The organism is Microbacterium sp. NPDC089696 (assembly GCF_044749125.1).
Lineage (GTDB): Bacteria > Actinomycetota > Actinomycetes > Actinomycetales > Microbacteriaceae > Microbacterium.
Genome location: NZ_JBIVHF010000001.1, coordinates 1,549,410 through 1,574,287 on the forward strand (window position 1 = coordinate 1,549,410; position 24,878 = coordinate 1,574,287).

The 24,878-nt window shown below is 70.8% G+C and carries 23 protein-coding genes; 13 read left to right on the plus strand and 10 right to left on the minus strand.

Features of this window, described 5'->3' with window-relative positions; translation table 11 throughout:
• Positions 1-33: 33 nt before the first annotated feature.
• Positions 34-282, minus strand: coding sequence for a WhiB family transcriptional regulator (locus ACIPY8_RS07550; protein ID WP_017203224.1), 249 nt, complete (start codon positions 280-282; stop codon positions 34-36).
• A gap of 234 nt (positions 283-516) precedes the next feature.
• Here ACIPY8_RS07550 and ACIPY8_RS07555 point away from each other — a divergent pair, with 234 nt between their 5' ends.
• Positions 517-900 (plus strand): hypothetical protein, encoded by a 384-nt coding sequence (locus tag ACIPY8_RS07555; RefSeq protein ID WP_400816616.1) that lies wholly within the window; start codon positions 517-519, stop codon positions 898-900.
• A 21-nt stretch (positions 901-921) separates the two neighbouring features.
• On the opposite strand, the gene bcp is transcribed toward ACIPY8_RS07555, so the two are convergent.
• Genes bcp through aroA form a run of 3 tightly spaced genes read right to left on the minus strand, consistent with a single transcriptional unit; the run spans position 922 to position 3,797 of the window.
• Positions 922-1,395 carry a thioredoxin-dependent thiol peroxidase gene (gene bcp / locus ACIPY8_RS07560; protein ID WP_400816618.1) on the minus strand — a complete coding sequence of 158 codons (474 nt, stop codon included), beginning with the start codon at positions 1,393-1,395 and terminating at the stop codon, positions 922-924.
• A gap of 9 nt (positions 1,396-1,404) precedes the next feature.
• Positions 1,405-2,475 (minus strand): ribosome small subunit-dependent GTPase A, encoded by a 1,071-nt coding sequence (gene rsgA, locus ACIPY8_RS07565; protein ID WP_400816619.1) that lies wholly within the window; start codon positions 2,473-2,475, stop codon positions 1,405-1,407.
• Positions 2,472-3,797 (minus strand): 3-phosphoshikimate 1-carboxyvinyltransferase, encoded by a 1,326-nt coding sequence (gene aroA / locus ACIPY8_RS07570; protein WP_400816621.1) that lies wholly within the window; start codon positions 3,795-3,797, stop codon positions 2,472-2,474. The genes rsgA and aroA overlap by 4 nt, the downstream gene beginning before the upstream one ends.
• Positions 3,798-3,868: 71 nt before the next feature.
• Here aroA and ACIPY8_RS07575 point away from each other — a divergent pair, with 71 nt between their 5' ends.
• Genes ACIPY8_RS07575 through ACIPY8_RS07585 form a run of 3 tightly spaced genes read left to right on the plus strand, consistent with a single transcriptional unit; the run spans position 3,869 to position 6,133 of the window.
• The gene (locus tag ACIPY8_RS07575; RefSeq protein WP_400816623.1) at positions 3,869-4,531 is read left to right on the plus strand and encodes a sigma-70 family RNA polymerase sigma factor; all 663 of its coding nucleotides are present in this window, start codon (positions 3,869-3,871) and stop codon (positions 4,529-4,531) included.
• Entirely contained in the window at positions 4,528-4,773 is a 246-nt protein-coding gene (locus ACIPY8_RS07580) for a zf-HC2 domain-containing protein (RefSeq protein ID WP_050721337.1), read from the plus strand. Before ACIPY8_RS07575 ends, ACIPY8_RS07580 begins: the two co-directional genes overlap by 4 nt.
• Before the next feature lie 52 nt (positions 4,774-4,825).
• Entirely contained in the window at positions 4,826-6,133 is a 1,308-nt protein-coding gene (locus tag ACIPY8_RS07585; protein ID WP_400816625.1) for a GNAT family N-acetyltransferase, read from the plus strand.
• A gap of 76 nt (positions 6,134-6,209) precedes the next feature.
• Here the strand turns inward: ACIPY8_RS07585 and ACIPY8_RS07590 are convergent, their stop codons facing one another.
• A complete protein-coding gene (locus ACIPY8_RS07590; protein WP_400816627.1) occupies positions 6,210-9,884 on the minus strand; it encodes a multifunctional oxoglutarate decarboxylase/oxoglutarate dehydrogenase thiamine pyrophosphate-binding subunit/dihydrolipoyllysine-residue succinyltransferase subunit in 3,675 nt (1,224 codons plus the stop codon).
• Between the two features lie 159 nt (positions 9,885-10,043).
• On the opposite strand from ACIPY8_RS07590, the gene ACIPY8_RS07595 reads away from it, so the two are divergent.
• From ACIPY8_RS07595 to ACIPY8_RS07605, 3 genes are all read left to right on the plus strand, one after another.
• Positions 10,044-11,498 carry a GuaB1 family IMP dehydrogenase-related protein gene (locus ACIPY8_RS07595; RefSeq protein ID WP_400816629.1) on the plus strand — a complete coding sequence of 485 codons (1,455 nt, stop codon included), beginning with the start codon at positions 10,044-10,046 and terminating at the stop codon, positions 11,496-11,498.
• 108 nt (positions 11,499-11,606) lie between these two features.
• Positions 11,607-12,923 carry a hemolysin family protein gene (locus ACIPY8_RS07600; protein WP_400816631.1) on the plus strand — a complete coding sequence of 439 codons (1,317 nt, stop codon included), beginning with the start codon at positions 11,607-11,609 and terminating at the stop codon, positions 12,921-12,923.
• Positions 12,920-13,981: a hemolysin family protein gene (locus ACIPY8_RS07605; protein WP_400816633.1), complete on the plus strand. Its 1,062-nt coding sequence runs from the start codon at positions 12,920-12,922 to the stop codon at positions 13,979-13,981. The genes ACIPY8_RS07600 and ACIPY8_RS07605 overlap by 4 nt, the downstream gene beginning before the upstream one ends.
• Before the next feature lie 63 nt (positions 13,982-14,044).
• Here the strand turns inward: ACIPY8_RS07605 and ACIPY8_RS07610 are convergent, their stop codons facing one another.
• Complete coding sequence (locus tag ACIPY8_RS07610) at positions 14,045-15,112, minus strand: NADH:flavin oxidoreductase/NADH oxidase (protein ID WP_400816635.1); 1,068 nt, start codon at positions 15,110-15,112, stop codon at positions 14,045-14,047.
• Positions 15,113-15,188: 76 nt separating this feature from the next.
• Between ACIPY8_RS07610 and ACIPY8_RS07615 the strand changes: the two genes are divergently transcribed.
• The 5 genes from ACIPY8_RS07615 to ACIPY8_RS07635 are packed head-to-tail and all read left to right on the plus strand — an operon-like array spanning position 15,189 to position 19,488.
• Positions 15,189-16,031: an NAD(P)H-hydrate dehydratase gene (locus tag ACIPY8_RS07615; protein ID WP_400816637.1), complete on the plus strand. Its 843-nt coding sequence runs from the start codon at positions 15,189-15,191 to the stop codon at positions 16,029-16,031.
• Positions 16,028-17,266, plus strand: coding sequence for a hypothetical protein (locus ACIPY8_RS07620; RefSeq protein ID WP_400816639.1), 1,239 nt, complete (start codon positions 16,028-16,030; stop codon positions 17,264-17,266). The genes ACIPY8_RS07615 and ACIPY8_RS07620 overlap by 4 nt, the downstream gene beginning before the upstream one ends.
• 4 nt (positions 17,267-17,270) lie before the next feature.
• Entirely contained in the window at positions 17,271-17,603 is a 333-nt protein-coding gene (locus ACIPY8_RS07625; RefSeq protein WP_400816641.1) for an MTH1187 family thiamine-binding protein, read from the plus strand.
• 9 nt (positions 17,604-17,612) lie between these two features.
• The gene (locus tag ACIPY8_RS07630; RefSeq protein ID WP_400816643.1) at positions 17,613-18,830 is read left to right on the plus strand and encodes an MFS transporter; all 1,218 of its coding nucleotides are present in this window, start codon (positions 17,613-17,615) and stop codon (positions 18,828-18,830) included.
• 43 nt (positions 18,831-18,873) lie between these two features.
• Positions 18,874-19,488 (plus strand): NUDIX hydrolase, encoded by a 615-nt coding sequence (locus tag ACIPY8_RS07635; RefSeq protein WP_400816645.1) that lies wholly within the window; start codon positions 18,874-18,876, stop codon positions 19,486-19,488.
• 8 nt (positions 19,489-19,496) lie between these two features.
• On the opposite strand, the gene ACIPY8_RS07640 is transcribed toward ACIPY8_RS07635, so the two are convergent.
• The 3 genes from ACIPY8_RS07640 to ACIPY8_RS07650 form a co-directional block, all read right to left on the minus strand.
• Positions 19,497-20,705, minus strand: a complete 1,209-nt coding sequence (locus ACIPY8_RS07640; protein WP_400816647.1) for a homoserine O-acetyltransferase — start codon at positions 20,703-20,705, stop codon at positions 19,497-19,499.
• Between the two features lie 63 nt (positions 20,706-20,768).
• Positions 20,769-21,722 carry an endonuclease/exonuclease/phosphatase family protein gene (locus ACIPY8_RS07645; RefSeq protein ID WP_400816649.1) on the minus strand — a complete coding sequence of 318 codons (954 nt, stop codon included), beginning with the start codon at positions 21,720-21,722 and terminating at the stop codon, positions 20,769-20,771.
• A 139-nt stretch (positions 21,723-21,861) separates the two neighbouring features.
• The gene (locus ACIPY8_RS07650) at positions 21,862-23,184 is read right to left on the minus strand and encodes a bifunctional o-acetylhomoserine/o-acetylserine sulfhydrylase (RefSeq protein WP_400816651.1); all 1,323 of its coding nucleotides are present in this window, start codon (positions 23,182-23,184) and stop codon (positions 21,862-21,864) included.
• Between the two features lie 189 nt (positions 23,185-23,373).
• Between ACIPY8_RS07650 and ACIPY8_RS07655 the strand changes: the two genes are divergently transcribed.
• The gene (locus tag ACIPY8_RS07655; RefSeq protein ID WP_400816653.1) at positions 23,374-24,189 is read left to right on the plus strand and encodes a MerR family transcriptional regulator; all 816 of its coding nucleotides are present in this window, start codon (positions 23,374-23,376) and stop codon (positions 24,187-24,189) included.
• Between the two features lie 75 nt (positions 24,190-24,264).
• Here the strand turns inward: ACIPY8_RS07655 and ACIPY8_RS07660 are convergent, their stop codons facing one another.
• The gene (locus tag ACIPY8_RS07660) at positions 24,265-24,855 is read right to left on the minus strand and encodes a TetR/AcrR family transcriptional regulator (RefSeq protein WP_400816655.1); all 591 of its coding nucleotides are present in this window, start codon (positions 24,853-24,855) and stop codon (positions 24,265-24,267) included.
• Positions 24,856-24,878 lie beyond the last annotated feature (23 nt).

A 24,878-nucleotide genomic window follows, 5' to 3' on the forward strand; every position in this document is an offset into this window, starting at 1 on the left:
GAGATCGGATCTCGGGCCGCTTTCGCGTCGATGTCAGGAGGCGCGTCGTGCGCGTGCGGCGCGGCGCTTCAGAGCGCGACGCTCGTCCTCGGAGAGGCCGCCCCACACGCCCGAGTCCTGGCTGGTCTCGAGGGCGTACTGCAGGCAGATCTCGGTCACCGTGCAGGTGGCGCAGACGGTCTTCGCCTTCTCGATCTGGTCGACGGCCGGGCCGGTGTTCCCGACAGGGAAGAAAAGCTCGGGGTCGACAGTCAAACAGGCGGCCTTGTCGCGCCAATCCATAGGGGGCTCCTCGGTGTGGGACTTGTGAGTCTTCGCAGCGCGATGACTCGGATTTCGGGTCGCAGTTCGGGTTCAGCTACCCTGTTGAGATACGGACGGTTGCCCGCATTCTGTGATGCGGGCACGAAGCCCGCCCCACGCCGCTGTGGGAGCACATGACGCTGTCTATTCTGTTACATGAACCAGGCGAAATCAAGGGTTTCTTCGCTTCTCATTCGATTCTCAGGAGACAACGTGCGCTCACCGATCCCGGCTCTCGCCGCCGCCGCGATCCTCGCCCTCGAGGCTCTCGCGCTGATCGTGTTCGCCCTCATCGAGATCGTGGGACTGGGCTCGGGGGATGCCGCATCGCTGCCGACCGCGATCGCGCTCATCGTGCTCACGCTCCTCGGTGCCGTCGCTCTCGTCGCCTTCGCGATCGGGACGCGGATGGGGCGCTCCTGGGCGCGCTCGGGCGGCGTCGTCTTCCAGGTGCTCGCGGTCGCTCTGGCTTTCGCCTCGCTCACGATCCAGCCCGTGCAGTGGGTGTTCACGCTCGCCGCGGGCGTACCGGGTCTGGTGTGCTTCGCCCTGCTGATCGCCGCGACCCGCGCCGAGAACTCCGAGCCGTCGGAGTAGGCGACGCCGGAGCGGTGCGCCTCAGGCGTCGATGCCGAGCTGCTTGCGCAGCCGGGCGACGTGTCCCGTGGCCTTGACGTTGTACTGGGCGAGGGTGAGGACGCCGTCCTCGTCGATCACGAACGTCGAGCGCAGCACGCCCTCGACGACCTTGCCGTAGTTCATCTTCTCGCCCCACGCGCCGTAGGCGAGATGCACGGCGTGGTCGGGGTCGCTGAGCAGCGTGAAGGTGAGGCCGTCGCGCTCGCGGAACTCGCGCAGCTTCGCGGGCTCGTCGCGCGAGACGCCGATCACGCGGTAGCAGGCGCCCTGCAGCGAGGAGATGCTGTCGCGGAAGTCGCAGGCCTGCGTCGTGCATCCGGGAGTCATCGCGGCGGGGTAGAAGTACAGCACGATCCTGTCGCCGCGGAGATCCGCGAGACGGACGGTGTCGCCGTCCTGGTCGAGGAGGGCGAAGTCGGGGGCAGCGGTTCCGGGTTCCAGGCGCACAGTCACGCCTTCAGCCTATCGGCCGGGCGTCTGCTCCGCCTTGTCCGCGAAGGTCTGGAGCAGCCGCTGCAGCGAATCCAGCCGGGCCAGGCCCGTCTCGCCGAGCTCCCCGCGCTGCGCGGCCTCGATCAGGGCGCAATCGGGGGCATCGGCGAGATGCGTGCAGCCGCGGGGGCAGTTCTGGGCGATCGCGGCCAGTTCGGTGAACGCGGCGAGGATGTTCGCGGGGTCGACGTGCCCGAGGCCGAACGAGCGGACTCCGGGGGTGTCGATGACCCACCCCGACCCCTCGGGGCCCTCGTATCTGAGCGAGACGGTCGACGAGGAGGTGTGGCGTCCGCGCCCGGTGACGTGGTTGACGTGGCCCGTTGCGCGCAGCGCGGTCGGCACCAGTGCGTTCACGAGGGTCGATTTGCCCACGCCGGAATGGCCGACGAACACGGTCGAGTGCCCCACGAGCGCGGCGCCGATCTCGTCGACCGGCATCTCCTCGCGAGCACTCGTGAACACACGGAGGTCCAGGCCGTCGAAATGCGAGAGGAAGGCGGCGGGGTCGGCGAGGTCGGTCTTGGTCACGACGAGCAGGGGACGGATGCCGGCGTCCAGCGCCGCGACGAGGTAGCGATCGACCAGACGGGCGCGCGGCTCCGGATCGGCGGCCGCGACCACGACGAGCATCTGGTCGGCGTTCGCGACGATCACGCGTTCCACCTGGTCGGTGTCGTCGGCGCTGCGCCGCAGGAGCGAGGTGCGGTCGACGATGCCGACGATGCGCCCCAGCGTGCCCTCGTCGCCCGACGTGTCGCCGACGACGCGTGCCCGGTCGCCGGTGACGATCGGCGTCCGGCGCAGCTCTCGCGCCCTGGCCGCGGTGATCGTGCGCTCGTCGGGTCCGTCCTCGTCGATCATCACGGAATAGCGACCGCGGTCCACGCCCAGGACTCGGCCGATCCGGGCGTCGTCGTGGGCGGGGCGGCGCTTGGTGCGCGGACGATTGGCCTTCGGGTTCGGACGGCTGCGGATGCTGCTCTCGTCGTAGTCCTCGTAGTCGTCCTCGAGGTCGTCGGCGTCGTCGAGCCAGCTCACGCGGATGCGCCTCGCAGCATCCGCTCCCACAGCAGCGTGAACTCGGGGAGCGTCTTCGCGGTGGTGCCGATGTCGTCGATCTCGACTCCGGGGACCCGGAGTCCGATCAGAGCGCCGGTCGTCGCCATGCGGTGGTCGTGGTACGCCTTCCAGGTCCCGCCGTGCAGCGGGCGCGGGATGATCCGCAGACCGTCGGGCAGCTCCTCGGCCTCGCCGCCCAGCGCGCGCAGGTTCGCGATCAGCGCCGCGATGCGGTCGGTCTCGTGCAGGCGGATGTGGCCGATGCCGCGGATGGTCGTCGGCCCCGAGGCGAAGGCGGCGAGGCCGACGAGCGTCGGGGTGAGCTCGCTGGCCGCGGACAGATCCATGTCGAGGCCGCGGATCTCGGCGCCCGCCTTGACGGTGAGCGTGCCGCTGTGCCGGCCGACGTGCGCCCCCAGCGCCTGAAGGATCTCAGGCAGCAGCGCACCGGGCTGCGTCGAGTGCACGGGCCAGCCGGGGACCGAGACGGATCCTCCCGCGACGAGCGCCGCACCGAGGAAGGGTGCGGCGTTCGACAGATCGGGCTCGATCGCGATCTCCTTGGCGCGGGGCACTCCCGCCTCGACGAGCCATTCACCGTGAGCGGGTCTTTCGATGCGGATGCCGCGGCGGCTGAGCGCCTCGATCGTCATGTCGATGTGCGGGAGGCTCGGCAGGTGCTCTCCCGTGTGCACGAGATGCAGCCCCACGTCGAAGCGCGGCGCGGCGAGGAGGAGTCCCGACACGAACTGGCTCGATGCCGAGGCGTCGATCTCCACGCGGCCGCCCATGATCCGACCGTGGCCGCGGATCGTGAACGGCAGGGCCCAGGTGCCTTCGTCGTCGATGTCGACTCCGAGGTCGCGGAGCGCCGTGATGAGCCCGCCCATCGGACGGTGCAGCGCGGTCTCGTGCGCGGTGAGGTGCACGTCGTGCGCGGCGAGGCCCGCGAGCGGGGCGATGAAGCGCATGACGGTGCCCGCCTGACCGCAGTCGACCGTGGTGCCGCCGACGAGCTTGGCGGGTGTCACGACGAGGTCCGGACCGAACTCCCCGGTGCCCTCGACCTCCTCGATCCCCACGCCCAGAGCGCGCAGTGCGTCGACCATGCGACGGGAGTCGTCGGAGTGCAGCGGCGCGACGAGACGACCGGGGCCGTCGGCGATCGCGGCGATGATGAGCTCGCGGTTCGTGAGCGACTTCGAGCCCGGGATCGTCACGGTGGCGTGCACGGCGTCGGTGGCGGTCGGGGCCGTGTAGGCGCCGCGGACCGGTGCGGGGGAATACCTGTCAGCGCTCATCGGTTCCCACCTTAGTAAAGACGAGTCGCCGCCCGACCGAACGGCGCGATCTCGAGACCGAAAGAGAGAGCATGCTCGCCACGCTGGAACGCGAATCAGTGCGCCTCGGCGGCCTAGACTGGCCGGTGATGGATGACACCGCACCCGCAGGCACGGTCAGCGACCCTCGACGGGAGTTCGAGGAGCAGGCACTCCCGTTCATGGACCAGCTGTACGCCGCCGCCATGCGCATGACCCGCAACCCGGCCGACGCCGCCGATCTCGTGCAGGAGACCTTCGTGAAGGCGTACGGCTCCTGGTCGACGTTCTCGCAGGGCACGAACCTCAAGGCGTGGCTGTACCGGATCCTCACCAACACGTACATCAACATCTATCGCAAGAAGCAGCGCGAGCCGTTCCAAGGGACGATCGACGAGCTTGAGGACTGGCAGCTCGGCGGCGCGGAGTCGACCACGGCCTCGCACAGCCGATCGGCCGAGGCCGAGGCGATCGACCACATGCCCGCATCCGTCGTGAAGGACGCGCTGCAGGCTGTCCCGGAGGACTTCCGGCTGGCGGTGTACCTCGCCGACGTCGAGGGATTCGCCTACCAGGAGATCGCCGACATCATGAAGACGCCCATCGGCACCGTGATGAGCCGCCTGCATCGAGGCAGGCGGATGCTGCGGGAGCTGCTGGCTGATTATGCCGCGGAGCGGGGAATCTCCGCGGCCGACACGAGGAGCAGGAAATGAGCGACTGCGGCTGCGACAAGGCCCGCCAGGATCTGGAGGAGTACCTCCGCAACGAGGTGTGCAAGACCGAGCATTCCGAGATCCGCGAGCACCTCGAGAACTGCCCGTCCTGCCGGGACGAGGCGCTCGTCGCGAAGACCCTCACCGAGGTCGTGGCTCGCGCGTGCAAGGAGACGGCTCCGGAGGAGCTGCGCGACCAGGTGTTCGCGCGACTGCGCGAGGTCCAGGCCGCGCAGCACTAGTCCACCCGCCGTCCCGACGGAGGACGTCGGCACGCACCCGTAGGGTGGTCTCATGACGCTCATCGACGCACGCGAGATCCCCGCAGACCCTGCCTCCGCCGACCGTCTGTCGACCGACGGACTCGACTACCGGGTGATCGACACGACCGACGCCGCGGAGTCCGAGTCGTTCCAGCGCGCCGTGTCCCGGGGCTTCCTCGGACCCGAGCAGACCGCGGAGGCGCTCGCCTTCGGCACCCCGACGTTCGAGTCCCGCCGCAACATCGGCGTGTTCGACGGGGCCGCACCCGACGGACGCCCCGTCGCGACCGTCGACTCGTGGGTGACGCCGCTGACGCTTCCCGGCGGGGGAGAGCTCCCGATGTGGGCCATCAGCGGTGTCACGGTCTCCGCGACGCATCGCCGTCGGGGCATCGCCCGCGCACTCCTCGAGGGCGAGCTGCGCGCCGCGGCCTCCGCCGGGGTCCCGATGGCCGGCCTCACCGTGTCGGAGGCGACGATCTACGGGCGCTACGGCTTCGGCGCGGCTGTTCCCGTCGCCCGCGTCGCCGTCGACACCCGCCGCGCCGGGTGGACGGCCCCGGTCGCTCCCGGTCGCCTCGAGTACATCGATCGGGAGACCCTCGCGGCGGAGCTCGGCGCCGTGCACGAGCGGGCGCGGGGCTCCCGGTCGGGACAGATACCGGGGTGGACGGCGCGCTGGGAGCAGATGTCCGGGCTCGCCCCCGCCGACACGGACCGCGACCGCGTGCGCGGCGTCCGTTACCGTGACACCGCGGGCGAGGTCCGCGGCGCGATCGCGTACACCCTGGCGGAGGGCACGGGGGACGCCGCGTGGCGACACACGCTGCGGGTGCGCCTGCTCGTGGCCGAGACGGCGGAGGCGTCGGCCGCGCTGTGGCGCTTCGCCCTGCAGCACGACCTCGTCGACCGCGTGGAGGCCGACCTCCGTCCGCTCGACGACGCCCTCCCGTGGCTCGTGCACGACCAGCGCGGCGTCACGCAGACCGTGCACGACCACGGGTGGCTGCGCATCCTCGACGTGCGCTCCGCCCTCACGGCTCGGCGCTACTCCGCGCCGGTCGATCTCGTGCTGCGCGTGACCGATCCGCTCGGATTCACGACGGGCGACTGGCGGCTCCGCGTCGACGCGACGGGAGCCGCCGAGGTGGAGGCGGTCGAGGGCGGTACCCCGGATGCCGAGCTCGACGTGTCCGCCCTGTCCTCGATCTACGTGGGGGGCGTGCGCGCGGCATCCCTCTTCGGAGCCGGACGGATCGTGGCCGCTCCGGACACGATCGCCGCACTCGACCGCGCATTCGTGAGCCTGCCCGCACCCGTGCTCGACATCTGGTACTGAGCTCGCGGAGCGCTGCTCCCGCACGACGGAGGGCCCCGATCGCGATGATCGGGGCCCTTCGTCGTGTCGCGCTGTCTCAGCTGAGCGTGAGCGCCTCGCGGATCAGGGTCGCCTGCTCGGCCGCGTGCACCTTGGACGAGCCGGTCGCCGGCGAGGCAGACGCCGCGCGCGCGATCGGACGGAAGGTACGATCGCCGGGCACGTCCGCGAACGCGAGGGCCAGGAAGGGCCAGGCGCCCTGGTTCTCCGGCTCCTCCTGCACCCATACGAGCTCGGCGTTCGGGTACGAGTCGGTGATGGCCTTCAGCGCGTCGATCGGCGTCGGGTACAGCTGCTCGAGGCGCACGAGGGCGACCGCGGGGTTCGGGTTCTTCTCGAGCTCGGAGCGCAGGTCCCAGTGGACCTTGCCCGAGTGGACGAGGACCCGCTTGACGGCGGCGCGGTCGAGACCGCGGTCGTCATCGATGACGGGCTCGAAGCGGCCCTGCGTGAACGCCTCGACCGGGCTCGTCGCCCCGCGCAGACGCAGCATGGCCTTCGGGGTGAAGACGATGAGCGGCTTGCGCGGACGGGCGTATGCCTGGCGACGCAGCAGGTGGAAGTACGACGCGGGCGTCGAGGGGCGAGCGACGATCATGTTGTCCTGCGCGCACAGCTGCAGGAAGCGCTCGATGCGGGACGACGAGTGGTCGGGCCCCTGGCCCTCATAGCCGTGGGGGAGCAGCAGGGTCACACTCGACTGCTGGCCCCACTTCTGCTCGGCGGCGGAGATGTACTCGTCGATGACCGACTGGGCGCCGTTGACGAAGTCGCCGAACTGGGCCTCCCACAGCACGAGGGCCTCGGGCGCCTCGACCGAGTAGCCGTACTCGAAGCCGAGCGCCGCGTACTCGCTCAGGAGCGAGTCGTACACGAAGAAGCGGCCCTGCGACTCGGACAGGTTCGACAGGGGCAGCCACTCCTGGCCGTTCGCCCGGTCGTGCAGGGTCGCGTGGCGCTGCACGAACGTGCCGCGACGCGAGTCCTGACCGGCGAGGCGCACCGGGGTGCCCTCGACGAGCAGGGACCCGAAGGCGAGGAGCTCGCCGAAGCCCCAGTCGATGTTGCCGTTGCGGCTCATGTCGAGACGCTTCTCGAGCTGCTGCTGGAGCTTGGAGTGCACCGTGAAGCCCTCGGGCTTGTTCACGAACGCGTCGCCGATGAGCTGGATGACCTCGGTCGGGACGCCCGTGACCTCCGGCTCGCCGAGCTGCTCGTCGACCGCGGGGAGGTCGTGCGCGATCGGGGTCGCCCCCGTCTCGGCGGCGTGCGTCTCGGCGAAGGCGATCTCCAGACGGTTCTGGAAGTCGGCCTTGGCCTCGTCGTACTCCTCCTCGGTGATGTCACCGCGACCCACGAGGGACTCGGTGTACAGCTTGCGCACCGAGCGCTTCGCCTGGATCAGGTCGGTCATGAGCGGCTGCGTCATCGAGGGGTCGTCGCCCTCGTTGTGACCGCGGCGGCGGTAGCACACGAGGTCGATCACGACATCGCGGTGGAAGCGCTCGCGGTACTCGAACGCGAGCTGCGCGACGTGGATGACCGCCTCGGGGTCGTCGCCGTTCACGTGGAAGACGGGTGCTTGGATCGTCTTGGCGACGTCGGTGGCGTACACCGAGGTGCGCGAGTCGTTCGGGAGGGTCGTGAAGCCGACCTGGTTGTTGACGACGACGTGGATCGTGCCGCCGGTGCGGTAGCCGCGCAGCTGCGACATCTGCAGGGTCTCGACCACGACGCCCTGGCCCGCGAACGCGGCGTCGCCGTGCACGAGGATCGGCAGCCAGGTGAACGTGCCGATCGGCTTGCGGTCCTGCTTGGCGCGGACGATGCCCTCGAGCACGCCGTCGACGGTCTCGAGGTGCGAGGGGTTCGCGGCGAGGTAGACGGGAAGCTCCGACCCGTCATCGGCGATGAAGGTGCCCTGCGTGCCGAGGTGGTACTTGACGTCGCCGGAGCCGCGCTGGTTGCCCGGGGTCTGCAGACCCTCGAACTCCTGGAACACCTGGCCGTAGGTCTTGCCTGCGATGTTCGTGAGCACGTTCAGGCGTCCGCGGTGAGCCATGCCGATGGCCGCGCCCTCGAGTCCGGCGGTCGCCGCACCCTGCAGGATCTCGTCGAGAAGGGGGACGAGCGACTCGCCGCCCTCGAGCGAGAAGCGCTTCTGGCCGACGAACTTCGTCTGCAGGAAAGTCTCGAAGGCCTCGGCCTCGTTGAGCTTGCGCAGCACGCGCAGCTGCTCGTCGTGGCCCGGCTTCTGGTACTTGACCTCGACCTTCTCCTGGAACCAGCGTCGCTGCTCCGGGTCCTGGATGTGCATGTACTCGATGCCGAGCGTGCGGCAGTACGAGTCGCGCAGGACGCCCAGGATGTCGCGGAGCTTCGCGATGCGCCGGCCGCCGAAGCCGCCGGTGACGAACTCGCGGTCGAGGTCCCAGAAGGTGAGTCCGTGGCTCTCGATCTCCAGGTCGGGGTGCGAGCGCTGCTGGTACTCGAGCGGGTCGATGTCCGCCATCAGGTGACCGCGCACGCGGTAGGAGTTGATGAGCTCCTGCACGCGGGACTGCTTGTCGACGCGCTCGGCCAGGTCGACCGCGATGTCGGGGTTCCAGCGGATCGGCGCGTACGGGATGCGGAGCGCGGCGAAGATGTCGTCGTAGAAGCCGCGCTGCCCGATCAGCAGCTCGTGCACCTTCTTGAGGAACTCGCCCGAGCCGGCGCCCTGGATCACGCGGTGGTCGTAGGTGCTGGTGAGCGTGATGGTCTTGCCGATCGCGAGCTCGTTGAGCGTCTTCTCGCTCGCGCCCTGGAACTCGGCGGGGTACTCGAGGGCGCCGGCGCCGATGATGCAGCCCTGGCCCTTCATGAGGCGCGGCACGGAGTGCACGGTGCCGATGCCGCCCGGGTTGGTGAGCGAGACCGTCGTGCCCTGGAAGTCGGCGGCCGTGAGCTTGTTGTTCCGCGCTCGGGTGACGAGGTCCTCGTAGGCCACGAGGTACTCGGAGAACGTCATGGTGTCGGCGCGCTTGATGCTCGGGACCATGAGCGCGCGGGTGCCGTCGGGCTTGGGCAGGTCGATCGCGATCCCGAGGTTCACGTGCGCCGGGGCGACCACCGACGGCTTGCCGTCGACCTCGGCGTAGAAGACGTTCTGGCTGCGGAACTCGTCGAGCGTGCGGATGAGCGCCCAGCCGATCAGGTGGGTGAAGCTGATCTTGCCGCCGCGGGTGCGCGCCATGTGGTTGTTGATGACGATGCGGTTGTCGATCATCAGCTTCGCCGGGACCGTGCGGACGCTGGTCGCGGTGGGGACGGTGAGCGACTCGTCCATGTTGGCGGCGAGGGTCTTGGGGAGGCCGCGCAGCGGCGTGACCTTGTCCTCCTCGGCGGACTCCTCCGCCTCCTTGGCGGCCGGCTTCGGGGCCTGCGCGGGGATGGGCGCGGCGACCGCGGGCTTGGCGGTGGTGCGCGCCACCGGCTGAGCTCCGATGACGGGGATGGGCGCCGTCACGGGGTGGGCAGCGGAGGCCTCAGCGGGCGGTGCGGCCTGCGTGGCGCCGGCTCCTGCCTCGGAGTGGTACTTCTCGAGGATCGGCCACCACTCCTTGTCGACGGAGTCGCGGTTCACCTTGAACTGCTCGTAGAGCTCTTCCACGAGCCAGGAATTGGCTCCGAACCCCCCGTCGCCGCTGACGCCGGTCACCTGGTTCGACACGCTCGATCGCCCTCTTTCATCGCTGAATTCCACGTGTGCGCATCAGGACGTCAGGATGCGTCCGGGCCCGCACACTCTCGACCATCAAGCCTAACGTGTTTCGGCGCGCAATCGTCCAGGCACGACACCCTCGTCCCGCGATCTGAGTACCGTGGAGGCATGGAGTTCATCGGCGCATCACCCACTGTCGATCTGACGTACTCGGACGTGTTCCTCGTGCCCCGCCGGTCGGCGGTCACGAGCCGCCTCCAGGTCGACCTCGCCCCGCAGGACGGGACTCCGGCGACGCTACCCCTGGTCGCCTCGAACATGAACTCGGTCACCGGGCCCCGTCTGGCGGCGGTCCTCGCGCGACGCGGAGGCCTGGGCGTGCTGCCGCAGGACATGCCGCTGCAGGACCTCGACGCCGCGATCCGCGACGTGAAGGCGCAGCCGGTGCTGTGGGACACGCCGGTCGTCCTCCCGCCCGAGGCATCCGTCGCGGACGCGCTGCGGCTGTTCCCCGCGGCCCCCGGGCACGGCATCGTGGTCGCGACCGGCGCCGCGCCCTACGACGTCGACCGCATCCTCGGGGTCCTCCCGGCCACGCGCCTCGCCACCGCGCTGCCCGACGCTCAGCTCGGCGACCTGGTGCACACGGGCACCCCTGCTCTCGATGCGGACGACATCGGCTCCGAGCGGCATGCGTTCGACGTGATCACCGAGACGGGGGTCGAGACGGTCACGATCGTGCGCCACGGTCACCTCGTCGGCACCCTCAGCGCCCGGAGCGCACTGCGGTCGACGCTGTACCGGCCGGCGCTCGACGCGGACGGACGCCTCGCCGTCGCGGCGGCCGTCGGCATCAACGGCGACGTCGCAGCGAAGGCGACGGCGCTCGCCGCGGCCGGTGTGGACGTCCTCGTGGTCGACACCGCCCACGGCCACCAGGAGGGGATGCTGAGCGCGCTGCGCACGGTGGCCGGTCTCGGACTCGGCATTCCCGTGGTGGCCGGCAACATCGTCACGCCCGACGGTGTGCGCGACCTCGTCGACGCGGGCGCCTCGATCCTCAAGGTGGGCGTCGGGCCCGGTGCGATGTGCACGACCCGCATGATGACCGCCGTCGGACGCCCGCAGTTCTCCGCGGTCCTCGAGACCGCTCAGGCCGCACGCGAGCTCGGCGCGCACGTGTGGGCCGACGGAGGAGTGCGCTACCCGCGCGACGTCGCGCTCGCGCTCGCCGCCGGAGCCGCGTCCGTCATGATCGGCTCCTGGTTCGCCGGCACGATCGAGGCGCCGGGCGAACTGCAGCACGATGCGGACGGCCGCCTCTACAAGGAGTCCTGGGGCATGGCGTCCACGAAGGCGGTGCAGGCGCGCTTCGGTCGCCTCGACGCCTACGAGCGCGCGCGCAAGGAGCTCTTCGCCGAGGGGATCTCCTCGTCGAAGATCTACCTCGACCCGCTGCGCCCGGGCGTCGAGGACCTGCTCGACATGATCACGTCCGGCGTCCGCTCCTCGTTCACCTACGCGGGCGCCGCCTCGGTGACGGAGTTCCACGGACGCGCGCTCGTCGGGCTGCAGTCGGCCGCCGGGTACGAGGAGGGCAAGGCGCTTCCGGTCAGCTGGTGACGGCCTCGGGAGGGGTGCGATCCCGTATGATTTTCTCACTATGGACGACCCTCCCAGTTGCAGTACATCGCCCCACCGCCCGCCTCTCCGCTGTGAGGGGTTGCTCTGATGGACTTCATCCTGCTGGGCGTGGGGCTCCTGCTCACGGTCGGCACCGGTCTGTTCGTCGCGAGCGAGTTCGCTCTGGTCAATCTCGACCGTGCTGAGGTCGAGGCGCGCCAGGCCCGCGGGGAGTCCCGGCTCTCGCTCACGATCAGCGCCCTGCGGCACACCTCGACGCACCTGTCGTCGGCGCAGCTCGGGATCACGCTGACCACCCTGCTCACCGGATACACGATGGAGCCGGCGCTCTCGAACATGCTGCGCCCCACGCTCGTCGCCTGGCACTTCCCGGAGGCGGTCATCGCCCCGCTGGCGACCGTGGTGGCGATGTTCGTCGCGACCGCGCTGTCGATGATCCTCGGCGAGCTCGTGCCGAAGAACTTCGCTCTGGCTCTGCCGCTGGCGACGGCCAAGCTCGTCGTGCCGTTCCAGGTCGCGTTCACGACCGTGTTCAAGCCCGCCGTCGTCGTGCTCAACGGCTCGGCCAACGGCGTGCTGCGGAGCCTGGGCGTCGAGCCCAAGGAGGAGCTGTCCGGCGCCCGCACGGCCGAAGAGCTGTCGTCCCTCGTGCGGCGCTCTGCGATGGCCGGCGTGCTCGAAGCGGACACCGCGACGCTGCTCGACCGCACTCTGACCTTCTCCCGGCTCTCGGCCGCCGACGTCATGACGGCGCGTCCGAGCATGCACGCGATCGCCGCGAGCGACTCGGCCGACGACGTGCTGCAGCTCGCCCGTCGCACCGGGCACAGCCGCTTCCCCGTGTACGGCGACGACCTCGACGACATCACGGGCGTCGTGCACCTCAAGGCCGCGATCTCGGTTCCGCGCGATCGCCGCGCCGAGGTGCCGGCCGGCGCGCTCGCGACCGAGCCGCTGCGGGTGCCCGAGACCGCGCACGTGGACGGCCTGATCGCCGAGCTCCGCGCCCGCGGCTACCAGCTCGCGGTCGTGGTCGACGAGTACGGCGGGACCGCGGGGCTCGTGACGCTCGAGGACCTCGTGGAGGAGATCGTCGGCGAGGTGTCCGACGAGCACGACCGCACCAGGGCCGGCGTGATCGTCGGCCGCGACGGCATCACCTTCCCCGGGGAGCTGCGGCCCGACGAGCTGCGCCGTCGCGCGGGTGTCGACGTGCCCGAGGGCGACGTGTACGACACGGTCGGCGGCTTCGTCATGAGCGTGCTCGAGCGCGTTCCGAGCGTCGGCGATGAGGTGCCGCTCGACACCGGCACTCTGCAGGTCGTGAGGATGGACGGGAGGCGGGTCGACCGCATCCGCTACGTCCCGAATCCCGAGATCGCCGAAGGCGAGGCGAACCGATGAACGATTGGGCAGGACTCGCCTGGCTCGTCGTGCTGCTCGTGGCGAACGCGTTCTTCGTCGGCGCCGAGTTCGCGGTCATCTCCGCTCGCCGGTCGCAGATCGAGCCGCGTGCCGAGCAGGGCTCGCGCGCGGCCAAGACCGCGCTGTACGCGATGGAGCACGCCACGCTCATGCTCGCGACTTCGCAGCTGGGCATCACCATCTGCTCGCTGCTGATCCTCAACGTGTCGGAGCCGGCGATCCACCACCTTCTCGCCGCCCCGCTGCATGCGATCGGGTGGTCGGATGCCGTGGTCGACACGGTGTCGTTCACGATCGCGCTGCTGATCGTGTCGTTCCTGCACGTCGTGTTCGGGGAGATGGTGCCGAAGAACCTCGCGTTCTCCGTCCCGGACCGGGCCGTTCTCCTCCTCGCCCCGCCCCTCGTGTGGGTGTCGAAGGCCTTCATGCCGGTGATCTGGGTGCTCAACGCCGCTGCGAACGGCGTGCTGCGCCTGTTCCGCGTCGAGCCGAAGAACGAGGCGTCGTCGACGTTCACACTCGGCGAGGTCGCGACGATCGTCGACCAGTCGCGTCGTGAGGGCGTGCTGATGGACACCGCGGGCGCGGTGGCCGCGGCCGTGGAGTTCACCGACAAGAAGGCGCGCGACGTGGCGGTCCCGCTCAGCGAGCTGGTGACGCTGCCGCAGAGCACCACGCCCGACGACATCGAGAAGGCGGTCGCTCGGTACGGGTTCTCGCGCTACGTGATCGTCGACGATGAGGACGTGCCGGTCGGCTACGTGCACCTCAAGGACATCCTGCGCGCGTCGGACGGACCCGACGCCGAGGCCAGGCTCTTCGAGCCGCTGCCGGCCAAGCGCATCCATCACATGGTGCCGGTGCAGGAGCAGACGGACCTCGAGGACGCCCTGGCCGTGATGCGCCGCGCCGGTCGCCACCTGGCGAAGGTGCGCGACGCCGAGGGCCGCACGACCGCGGTGCTCTTCCTGGAGGACATCCTGGAGGAGCTCGTGGGCGAGGTGCAGGACGCCACCCGTCGCGTGCGCGGGCACTGAGGAAGAACAGATGACGAGGCCCTCCGGACGCGTCCGGAGGGCCTCGTCATCTGTGCGGGCCGGTCAGCGCCACCGTGCGCGGTCGTACTGCGGCGGCCAGGCCACCTCGGTGCCCAGCTCATGGGCAGCGCGCAGCGCGAAGTGCGGGTCGCGCAGCCATTCGCGTCCGGCGAAGATCGCGTCGGCGGCGCCCTCTTCCAGCACCTGCTCGGCCTGCGCGGCGGCGGTGATGAGTCCGACCGCCGTGACCGGGATGCGGCCGCCCTGGCGCACCCTCTCGGCGAGCGGGACCTGATAGCCGGGGAACACACGGATCTGCTGGTGGGCAACGAGCCCGCCGCTGGACACGTCGACGAGGTCGGCGCCGTGCTCGGTCGCCCAGGCGCCCACGAGCGCGGCCTCCTCGGAGGTGAAGCCGCCCTCGGCATGGTCGGTGGCCGAGATGCGGACGAACAGCGGGACGTCGTCCCCGACGGCGGAGCGCACGGCGTCGACCACGCGCAGCAGCAGCCGGGCGCGATTCTCGAGCGGGCCGCCGTACTCGTCGTCGCGGACGTTCGAGAGGGGGGACAGGAACTGGTGCATCAGGTACCCGTGGGCGCCGTGGATCTCGAGCACGTCGAAGCCCGCGTGGATCGCCCGCTGCGCGGCGGCGGCGAATCCGTCGACCACGGCGTCGATGCCGGCCGCGCCGAGTGCGACGGGGGCCTCGAACCCCTCGAACGCGACGGCCGAGGGGGCAGTCGTCGTCCACCCGCCCTCCGAGGCGGGCACGCTGCCGCGCTGCTCGGCCCACGGCCACCACGTCGAGGCCTTGCGTCCCGCGTGGGCGAGCTGGATACCGGCAGTCGCGCCGCGGGCGTGGATCGCGGCGACGATCGGTGCCCATGCGTCGCGCTGCTCGTCGTTCCAGAGACCGGCGTCGCGCGGCGAGATGCGTCCCTCCGGCACCACGGCGGTCGCCTCGGCCACGATGAGACCCGCGCCGCCCGCCGCGAACTGTGCGAGGTGCGTATGATGCCACTCCTGCACGACGCCGTCGACGGCGCTGTACATGCACATGGGCGAGACCCAGAGCCGGTTGCGGACGGTGACGGATCGGATGGTCAGCGGGGAGAAGAGGATGCTCACGGGTCCACGCTACGGTGCCGACGGACCAGGGGGCGCGTGCACGTCGTCTCGCACGTGCGAGGGCTAACGTGGACCCATGCCCTCCGATGCGCTCGACTGGTCCCGCGCCGACACCGCGCGGTTCGTGCGGGCGCCCCGTGACGACGACGACAAGTACTCGCGCGGCGTCGTGGGCCTTCGGACGGGATCGGACGCGTATCCCGGCGCCGCGATCCTCGGCGTCGAGGCCGCATGGCGCTCCGGTGCCGGCTTCGTGCGCTACATCGGAGGCAGCCGCGCCGGCGAGGCGGTGATCGCCCGTCGTCCCGAGACCGTGGTGAGCCCGAGCGCGGACGGGGCGCGCGTCGACGCCTGGGTGATCGGCTCCGGCACGGATGCCGCGCGGCGCACCCCCGCGGACGAGGAGGAGCTGCGCGGGATCCTCGCCGGGTCGGTACCGGTGATCGTGGACGCAGGTGCCCTCGACCTCGCGGCGCACGCCCCGGCCGGCGGCGCGCCGCTGATCCTCACCCCGCACGCGCGGGAGTTCGCTCGTCTCCGGCAGCAGCTCGACCTTCCCGACGACCCCGACCGGCGGCGCGCGGCAGCCTCCGTCGCCGACAGACTGCGCGCCGTCGTGCTGCTGAAAGGCGCCGCGACGATCATCGCCGACCCGGACGGCACGGTGATCCGGGTCGACGCGGGAACGGGATGGCTCGCGACCGCGGGAACCGGTGACGTGCTCGGGGGAGTGCTGGGGGCCGTGGTCGCGGCGAACCCCGACGCGAGGCTGAACGAGGCGGCGGCTGCGGGGGCCTGGCTGCACGGCGCAGCCGCGCGGATCGCGGCGGGGGCGGACGACGACGCTCCGGGGCACCCGATCGTCGCGCTCGATGTCGCGGAATCCCTGCCGCATGCGGTCGCGGGACTGCTCCGGTGAGCGCCCGCCACCACGCCGTGCGTCTCCTGCTGCTCTGGGGCTCCTTCCTCGTCGTCCACGTTGTGACCGCCGTGACCGGCTGGATCTACCCGAGCCAGCCGATGGGCGACGTCGTGCTCGTCTACGAGCCCTGGTCGACCGCCGCGCTCACCGGGGGCCCGATCGTGGGCGTCACCGAGACCTGGGTCTACCCGCAGCTCGCGCTGCTGCCCATGCTGGCCGCCGCGATGCTCTCGGCGCCGTTCGCCGCGGCCTTCGGGGCGTCCGCCGCCTATCTCGTCGCGTGGGCCGTTCTCGTCACCGCGCTCGACGCGGTCGCCTTCGCGGTGCTCCTCGGGCGTCGCCCGGCTGCCCCTCGTCGCGTGGCGGCGTGGTTCTGGATCGCGGCTCTCCTGCTGCTCGGCCCCATCGCGATGTACCGGATCGATGCGGTCACGGTGCCGATCGCGATCGTCGGCGGGCTCTGGCTGTCGCGACGTCCGGCCGTCGCCGCGGCGCTGTTGACGATCGGCGCATGGATCAAGATCTGGCCGGGAGCGCTCCTCGTCGCCGCGCTCGTGGCGGTGCGCGCCCGCATGCGGATGCTCCTGACCGCGCTCGCCGTGACGGCGGGGATCGTCGTCGTCCTCTTCCTGCTCGGCGCCGACGCCGAGATCCTCGGGTTCCTCACGGAGCAGACCGGGCGCGGCCTGCAGATCGAGGCCGTGGCGGCGACTCCGTTCCTCTGGCTCGCGACCGCCGGCGCGGCGCGCATCGAGTACAGCTTCGACATCCTCACGTTCCAGATCGCGGCGCCCGGCGCGGACGCGATCGGCGCGGTGCTGACGCCGCTCATGGCTCTGGTCGCACTCGCACTCACGGCCGTCGGCGCACGGAAGGCGATGCGGGGAGCTTCCGTGTCCCGACTGCTCCCGCCCCTCGCGCTCTCGCTCGTCGTCACGCTGATCGCCTTCAACAAGGTCGGCTCGCCGCAGTTCCAGAGCTGGCTGATCGTGCCGGCGCTGCTGTGGCTCGTGATGGACCGCACCAGGGCGACGGCGGCGGCGGTCCTCGTCCTGGCGCTGTGCGCCCTCACCTGCCTCGTCTACCCGCTGAACTACGACGCCCTGCTGCGCGCCGAGGCGCTGCCCGTCGTCATCCTCACCCTGCGCAACGCGCTGCTGGTCGTGCTCCTCGCCGTCGGCATCCGCGCGCTCCTCCGCGTCCCCGCCACCGCATCCACGAACAGGGAGTGACCCCATGCTGATCGCCTTCTCCGTCGCACCGAGCGGCGTCCCCGCCGACGGCTCCGAGCGCAGCGACGCCTCCGTGCACGACGCCGTCGCCGCCGCCGTCCGCGTCGTGCGCGAATCGGGGCTGCCGCACCGCACGACGAGCATGTTCACCGAGATCGAGGGTCCGGACTGGGACACCGTCATGGACGTCGTGAAGAGGGCGACCGAAGCCGTCATGCCCTTCGGTTCCCGGGTGTCCCTCGTGCTCAAGGCCGACATCCGCCCCGGCTACTCCGGCGAGCTCGACGCCAAGATCGCCCGGCTCGAGGCGGCGATCGAGGACTCCGGAGACCGCTAAGCTGAACCGGTGAATCCCTCGACTGAATCGAGGGGTGCGGCGAAGTGGGCGCTCCTCTCTCTCGCCATAGGCAGCTTCGGCATCGGCATGACCGAGTTCGTCGTCATGGGGCTGCTCCCGAACATCGCCGGTGAACTGCTCCCGACGCTCTGGGCCTCCAGCCGCGAGGATGCGCTGAGCCAGGCCGGCTGGCTGATCTCGCTGTACGCGCTCGGCGTCGTCGTCGGCGCGCCCACCATCGCGGGCTTCGTGGCGCGGTTCCCCCGGCACCGCGTGATCATCTGCCTCGCGATCGCGCTCACGGTCTTCAACGCCCTCACCGTCGTGCTGCCGACGTTCGAGCTCGTGGGCGTCTCGCGCTTCCTCGCCGGTCTGCCGCACGGCGCGTACTTCGGCATCGGCGCTCTCATCGCCGCCGACGTCATGGGACCGGGCAACCGCGCGAAGGGCGTCGCGTTCATCCTCACCGGTCTCACCGTCGCGAACGTCGTCGGGGTGCCGCTCGGCACGTACCTCGGGCAGCTGTGGGGCTGGCGCGCGGCCTTCGCGGTCGTCGCGCTCGTGTTCACGATCGCGACCGTCTGCATCGTGTTCTTCGTGCCCGAGCATCCCGGGTCGCCCGGACGCACCATGCGCCAGGAGCTCGGTGTCTTCCGGATCCCGCAGGTGTGGTTCACGCTCGGCGTCGGAGCGATCGGCTTCGGCGGCTTCTTCGCGGTGTACAGCTACATCGCGCCGCTCGTGACCGAGGTCGCCGGGTCGCCCGACTGGGTCGTGCCGATCGTGCTCGTGCTGATGGGAGTCGGCATGACCGTCGGCAACCTCGTCGGCGGGCACCTGGCGGATCTCGACCTGCGACGCACCCTGCTGTTCGGCCTCGCGACGATGGCGGCGGTGTTCGCGCTGCTCGCGGCGCTGTCGTTCTGGATCGTGTCCCTCGCCCTCATGGTGCTCGTGGTGGGGTTCGTCTCCTCGGTCCTGAGCCCCACCATCCAGACGCGTCTCATGGACGTCGCCGGCGACAACCAGTCGATCGCCGCGGCGATGAACCACTCCGCCCTCAACATCGGCAACAGCCTCGGAGCGTTCCTCGGCGGGGCCGTGATCGCGGCCGGCTGGGGATTCACGGCGCCGTCGTGGACCGGCGCGGCGCTCGCGGTCGCGGGTCTGCTGATCGCGCTGCTGTCGTATCGCGTCGAAGCGCGTCGTCGTGTCCTGGTCGGCTGAGTCGGCCGCCGGGGCGACGTCGACCTCGCCGTAGAGTGAGGGGATGAGCGACGTCGCCGACGCCGACCTCCCCGTCGCGGGAACGGTCGTGCTGCTGAGACCGGGCGCCGCGGGCGTCGAGGTGCTGCTGATGCGGCGTCCCGGGCGCGGATCCTTCGCCGACGCCTGGGTGTTCCCCGGTGGGAAGGTGGAGGAGTCCGATCGACGTCCGGGCGCGACCGAGGAGGCCGACGCCGGACGCGCCGGTATCCGGGAGACGGAGGAGGAGGTCGGCCTCGTGATCCACGACCCCGTCGTGCTGTCGCGATGGCAGCCGCCGGTCGAGGCGCCCGTGCGCATCCGGACGTGGTTCTTCCTCGCTGCGGCGCCGGACGGGGACCTGACGCTCTCGGAGGGCGAGGTCGTCGACACCGCGTGGGTGACTCCCGCGCAGGCCCTCGAACGCCACGCCGCGGGGGAGTGGACGCTCTTCCCGCCGACCTGGATCACTCTGCACCAGTTGACGGATGCGGTCTCGGTCGAGTCCGCGCTGGCCTCGGCAGGCATCGCACGGCTTTTCGCGACGTCGGTGCGTGAGACGGATCAGGGCACGGCGTTCGTCTGGGACGAGCTCCGGCTCGAGACCGGATCCCTGCCCTGGCGGCTCGTGGAGGGCTGAGCCCTCTGTCAGGACGCGAGCAGGCGACGCAGGTGGTGTCCGACCGCGGCGGTCTCGATGAGGAACCCGTCGTGGCCGAAGTCGCTCGTGAGCACCACGGCCTCGGATCCGTCGAGAGTGTGCGGGATGCCGTGCGCGATGCGGTGCTGGCCGTCGACGGGGAAGAGCCGGTCGCTGTCGATGCCGAGCACGAGGGTGCGTGCCGTGACGCGCCGCAGCGCCTCCTCGACACCGCCGCGGTCCCGGCCCACATCGTGCGAGTTCATCGCCTCGACGAGCGTGACGTAGCTGTTGGCGTCGAAGCGCCGCGTGAACTTGTTGCCGTGGAAGTCGAGGTACGACTCCACCGCGAAACGCCCGCCGTGGCCCAGCGGCGAGACGTCCGACTGCCACGAGCGCTGGAACCGCTGGTTCAGCTCGATCGGACTGCGGTAGTTCAGCAGCGCCATGCGCCTGGCCAGCGCGAGCCCGCGATGGGGGCCGTCGCCGTCGGCCAGGTCGTAGTACTCGCCGCCCTGGAACCGCGGATCCATGCGGATCGTCTCGAGCTGCACGGTGTTGAGGGCGATCTGGTCGGCGGTGGTCACCGGCGGCGACGACAGCACGGCGAGGCGCTCGACGCGGGCGGGGTGCTCGACGGCCCACTCCAGGGCGTGCATGCCGCCCATCGAGCCGCCGATCACGGCTGCCCAGGTGTCGATTCCCAGGGCGTCGGCGAGCCGTACCTGCGCCGCGACCTGGTCGCGGATCGTGAGATACGGGAAGCGCGAGGCCCACTCGTACCCGTTCGGCGCGATGCTGGCTGGACCCGTGGAGCCCTGGCATCCGCCGAGCATGTTGGGCGCGACGACGAACCAGCGGTCCGTGTCGAGGGGAGCACCGGGACCGACGATGTCCTCCCACCAGCCGGCGGTGGGGTGTCCGGCGCCGGCCTCACCGCGCAGGTGGCTGTCGCCCGTGAGCGCGTGCAGCACCAGGATGGCGTTGTCCCCCGCGGCGTTGAGCTCGCCCCAGGACTCGAAGGCGAGTCGGATGCCGGGAAGCTCGGCCCCGCTCTCGGTCGCGAACGCTCCGAACGCGGCGAACCGTCGCCCGCCGAGCGCGTCGCCGTCGCGCCACGCGCCGGTCGCAGGTGGCCGGGCGCGCAGCAGGCGCACATCGGCCTCCGTCACGGGAGCCGAGGGCACCGTGTCCTCCGAGGTCGTCTGCCAGTCCATGCATCCATTCTCGCGTGGCCCACAGGTCGGATGCCGAACGTTACGGACGCCCGGGAGCGTCGCTCAGAGTCCGAAGCTCGTCACCGTCGCGAGATGGTCGCTGTTGCCGGCGCGGACGGTCGTCGATGACAGCACGTCCAGGCCGCGGGAGAACACGTGATCGATCCGGACGAGCGGCAGTCCGACGGGCCAGGTGAAGCCCAGGGTCCCGTCGGTCGGACGCACCCAGTCGAGGCGGCCGCGCAGGGCATCGAGCGCCGGGTCGGCGGAGGCCGCGTTGAAGTCGCCCACGACGACCACCGATTCCGCGGGGTCGGCGGCGACCGCTTCCGCGATGCCGGACAGCATGGTGTCGCGGCCCTGCTGGTGTCCCGGCCTGACGGAGGCCGCGTGCATGACGTACACAGCGACCTCCGCCTGAGGCGTCTGCACGGTGACCCGCATCGCGCGCTTCCAGTCGAGCCCGAGCGTCAACGCTTCGGCGTCGCCGAGCGGATAGCGGCTCCAGATCCCGACGGTGCCCACGGCCCAGGAGTGCGGGTAGTCGGCGGCGAGGGCGTCGCGAGCGGCCGCGAGGCTCTCGCCGTCCAGCTCGGTCAGGGCGATCACGTCCGCCCCCGTGGCGGAGAGCTCCTGCGCGGAGGCTGTCGCACCGCCCGAGTGCGCACGGACGTTCTGGCTCACGATCTCCAGAGTGCCGGCGTCGGCGTGAGCGGCCGCCGCGAGGCCCGGCGCCGAGGGGAGCATCGCGAGCCCCCACACGAGTGCCGGCACCAGGAGGAGCAGCAGGATGCGCCGCGCGCGCACGAGCGCGACGATCGCGAGCACGATGAGGGCGATGCCGATCCCGGGGAGGATGACGGACGCCGCCGTGCCGATGATCCCCGGGATCCACGACGCGGCGACGACGAGCAGCAGCCCGAGCGCGATCACGGCGATGCGGCGGGCGGACGCGGAGCGCCGTGCCGACCGGGACGGGGGCGTCCTGGACGGCTGCGGGCGGGCGACGACGGTCATCGGGGCTCCTCGTGGGCGGCCTTCCATTCTCGACGGGGCGCCTGTGCGCCCGCCGAGCGTCATGACGTGCGATGACGGCTGCGGAGACGACGAAGCGCCCCGGGCGGAACCCGGGGCGCTTCGGACGGGGCGGGCGCGATCAGGCGCGTGCGGCCTCCGACACCCGACGCGCGGCCGCGAGGGCCTCGTCGAGGTCGGCCTTGAGGTCGTCGATGTTCTCGATGCCCACCGACAGTCGCACGAGACCGGGCGTGACGCCGGCCGTGAGCTGCTGCTCGGGGGTGAGCTGGGCGTGCGTGGTCGATGCCGGGTGGATCACGAGCGAGCGAACGTCGCCGATGTTCGCGAGGTGGCTGAACAGCGACAGGCTGTTGACGAACTCGCGACCGGCCTCCACGCCGCCCTTGAGCTCGAACGAGAGCACCGCTCCCACGCCCTTCGGCGCGTAGGTGTTGGCCGCCGCGTACCAGGGCGACGACGGGAGGCCGGAGTAGTTCACGCTCGCGACATCGTCGCGGCCGTCGAGCCACTCGGCGATCTCCTGCGCGTTCTGCACGTGGCGCTCGATGCGCAGGGACAGCGTCTCGATGCCCTGGATGAGGTTCCATGCGCTCTGCGGCGCGATCGACGAGCCGAGGTCGCGGAGCAGCTGCACGCGCGCCTTGATGATGTAGGCGAGCGGATCGCCCACGGCGGTCGTGTAGCTCGCGCCGTGGTACGAGGGATCGGGCTCGGTCAGACCGGGGAACTTCTCGACGTTCTTGGACCACTCGAACGTGCCGCCGTCGATGATGACGCCGCCGATCGTGGTGCCGTGACCGCCGAGGAACTTCGTGACCGAGTGCACGACGACGTCGGCGCCGTGCTCGAACGGACGGATGAGGTACGGGGTCGCGATCGTGTTGTCGACGATGAGCGGCACGCCGGCCTCGTGCGCGACGTCGGCGACCGTGCGGATGTCGAGGATGTTGATCTGCGGGTTGCCGATCGTCTCGGCGAAGAACAGCTTCGTGTTCGGGCGGACGGCGCGACGCCACTCCTCGGGGTCGTCCTGGTTCTCGACGAACGTGACCTCGATGCCGAGCTTCGCGAGCGTGTACTTGAAGAGGTTGTACGTGCCGCCGTAGATCGAGCTGGAGGACACGAAGTGGTCGCCGGCCTGCGCGATGTTCAGCACGGCGAAGGTCGAGGCCGCCTGGCCGCTGGACAGGACCAGGGCACCGGTTCCGCCCTCGAGCGCCGCGAGGCGCTGCTCAAGGACATCCTGGGTGGGGTTCTGGATGCGGGTGTAGATGTTGCCGAACTCCGCGAGCGCGAAGAGGTTCGCCGCGTGGTCCGCGCTGTCGAACACGTACGACGTGGTCTGGTAGATCGGCGTCGCCCGTGCCTTGGTGACGGGGTCGGGCGCGGCGCCGGAGTGGATCTGCTTGGTCTCGAAACGCCAGGTCTCGGGTGCGGACATGTTGTTCCCCCTGGAACGGTCGGAAGGTCGAAACGGCGGATGCCTTGCAGTGACAGTACGGAACTCCGGCGGTTGTCAACAACGGAGGGGAAATGTGACGTAACACCGGATGTGCGCGCTCCCGTCGAATCTGGGCGATGGGTGGGGTTTGACCCTCTCACTGTGTCATGGTCGAGTGTGGGCTCCATCATGTACACCATCGGAGAATTCGCCGCCCTCGGACGGGTGAGCGTGCGCATGCTGCGGCACTACGATGCGATCGGTCTCCTCGCGCCCGCGCGGGTGGACGTCCGCACCGGCTACCGCTCCTACGCGATCGACCAGCTGCCTCTGCTGCTGCGGATCGTGGAGCTGCGGGAGCTCGGCGTCGGACTCGAGCGCATCGCGGGACTGGCGGGCGTCGAGGATCAGGATGCCGCGCTGCGGACCCTGCTCGTCGAGCGTCGTCGCGATCTCGAATCGTCGATCGCCGCGGACCGCCTGCGCATCGCCCGGATCGAGCGACGCCTCCGGCAACTCGAAGGAGCCATCATGTCCGACATCGTCTACAAGACCCTGCCGTCCGTCACGGTCTACGCCGTCCACGGCGTGGCCCCGGGAATGGGACCGGAGAACGTCAGCCCGGTCATCGGGCCGCTCATCGACGGGCTCGACCGGGCGCTCGAGGCCGCGGGGCGACCTCTCCTCGAGCCGGGGATCTTCTGGTACGGGGCAGAGGGCGAGGATGGCGTCTCCGTGCACGTCTCGTACTCGGCCGAGGATGACCCCGTCGCGGGGGAGGGGTATGACGTCGTGGAGCTCCCCGAGGTGCCCAGGGCTGCGACTCTGCAGCATCGGGGCGATATGAGCGGTATCGGCGAATCCTGGTCGACGCTGATGCAGCAGCTCGTCGCCGACGGCTACCGGGTGGTCGGCGACACCCGGGAGGTCTACCTCGAGGCGGACGGCCACGAACCCGGCCCGGACTGGCTGACCGAGCTGCAGGTGCCGGTCGAGCGGGCCTGACCCGCTGAGGTCGGAGGTGGTGCGGTCGGAGGCGGGACAGCCGGATGCGGCAGCGCGGCCTCCGACCGGTCTCTGTCAGCGCTCGTCGAGGAGCGTCGCAGCCCACCGTCGGGCGACGGCGAAGGGCTCGTCGAAGGTCGTCATGCCGACCGTGACGATGGCGCCCTCGTAGAGCAGCATCATCGCCTCGGCCATCCGGGCGGGGTCGCGCACGCCCGCCTCGGCACAGAGCTCGGCGAACAGGTCGAGCAGCCACGCCTTCTGCCGAGCGACCTCGGGGAACACGGGATGACCGTCGTTGCCCTCGCCGACCTCCGCGCGGGCGTTGATCGCGCTGCAGCCCTTGGGGCTGTTCTCGTCCGACCAGGAGAGGGCGGCGTCGAAGACGGCCAGCACCCGTTCGACGCCGGTCGAGGGGGCGCCGGCGAGATGGGTCGCGAGGTGCTCCCGCCACCTCGCGTCGCGGTGCTGCAGGTAGGCGACCACGAGAGCCTCCTTCGAGCCGAACCGGTCGTAGAGCGTCTTCTTCGTGACGCCCGCCTCCTCGGCGATGGTGTCGACGCCGACGGCGTGGATGCCGCGCTCGTAGAAGAGCCGGGAGGCGGCCTCGAGCACTCGTCGCGCTCCGGGTGTCAGGGGAGCGAGGGTCGGCGTGGGCAGGGTCATGACAGCGAGTATACCGTTCTGTA

What these genes read in the sequence shown, in the direction of transcription:
- ACIPY8_RS07550 (WP_017203224.1), bottom strand. Translation starts at nt 282, where the DNA reads ATGGATTGGCGCGACAAGGCCGCCTGTTTGACTGTCGACCCCGAGCTT.
- aroA (WP_400816621.1), bottom strand. Translation starts at nt 3,797, where the DNA reads ATGAGCGCTGACAGGTATTCCCCCGCACCGGTCCGCGGCGCCTACACG.
- ACIPY8_RS07575 (WP_400816623.1), top strand. Translation starts at nt 3,869, where the DNA reads ATGCTCGCCACGCTGGAACGCGAATCAGTGCGCCTCGGCGGCCTAGAC.
- ACIPY8_RS07580 (WP_050721337.1), top strand. Translation starts at nt 4,528, where the DNA reads ATGAGCGACTGCGGCTGCGACAAGGCCCGCCAGGATCTGGAGGAGTAC.
- ACIPY8_RS07585 (WP_400816625.1), top strand. Translation starts at nt 4,826, where the DNA reads ATGACGCTCATCGACGCACGCGAGATCCCCGCAGACCCTGCCTCCGCC.
- ACIPY8_RS07595 (WP_400816629.1), top strand. Translation starts at nt 10,044, where the DNA reads ATGGAGTTCATCGGCGCATCACCCACTGTCGATCTGACGTACTCGGAC.
- ACIPY8_RS07600 (WP_400816631.1), top strand. Translation starts at nt 11,607, where the DNA reads ATGGACTTCATCCTGCTGGGCGTGGGGCTCCTGCTCACGGTCGGCACC.
- ACIPY8_RS07605 (WP_400816633.1), top strand. Translation starts at nt 12,920, where the DNA reads ATGAACGATTGGGCAGGACTCGCCTGGCTCGTCGTGCTGCTCGTGGCG.
- ACIPY8_RS07615 (WP_400816637.1), top strand. Translation starts at nt 15,189, where the DNA reads ATGCCCTCCGATGCGCTCGACTGGTCCCGCGCCGACACCGCGCGGTTC.
- ACIPY8_RS07625 (WP_400816641.1), top strand. Translation starts at nt 17,271, where the DNA reads ATGCTGATCGCCTTCTCCGTCGCACCGAGCGGCGTCCCCGCCGACGGC.
- ACIPY8_RS07635 (WP_400816645.1), top strand. Translation starts at nt 18,874, where the DNA reads ATGAGCGACGTCGCCGACGCCGACCTCCCCGTCGCGGGAACGGTCGTG.
- ACIPY8_RS07640 (WP_400816647.1), bottom strand. Translation starts at nt 20,705, where the DNA reads ATGGACTGGCAGACGACCTCGGAGGACACGGTGCCCTCGGCTCCCGTG.
- ACIPY8_RS07645 (WP_400816649.1), bottom strand. Translation starts at nt 21,722, where the DNA reads ATGACCGTCGTCGCCCGCCCGCAGCCGTCCAGGACGCCCCCGTCCCGG.
- ACIPY8_RS07650 (WP_400816651.1), bottom strand. Translation starts at nt 23,184, where the DNA reads ATGTCCGCACCCGAGACCTGGCGTTTCGAGACCAAGCAGATCCACTCC.
- ACIPY8_RS07655 (WP_400816653.1), top strand. Translation starts at nt 23,374, where the DNA reads ATGTACACCATCGGAGAATTCGCCGCCCTCGGACGGGTGAGCGTGCGC.
- ACIPY8_RS07660 (WP_400816655.1), bottom strand. Translation starts at nt 24,855, where the DNA reads ATGACCCTGCCCACGCCGACCCTCGCTCCCCTGACACCCGGAGCGCGA.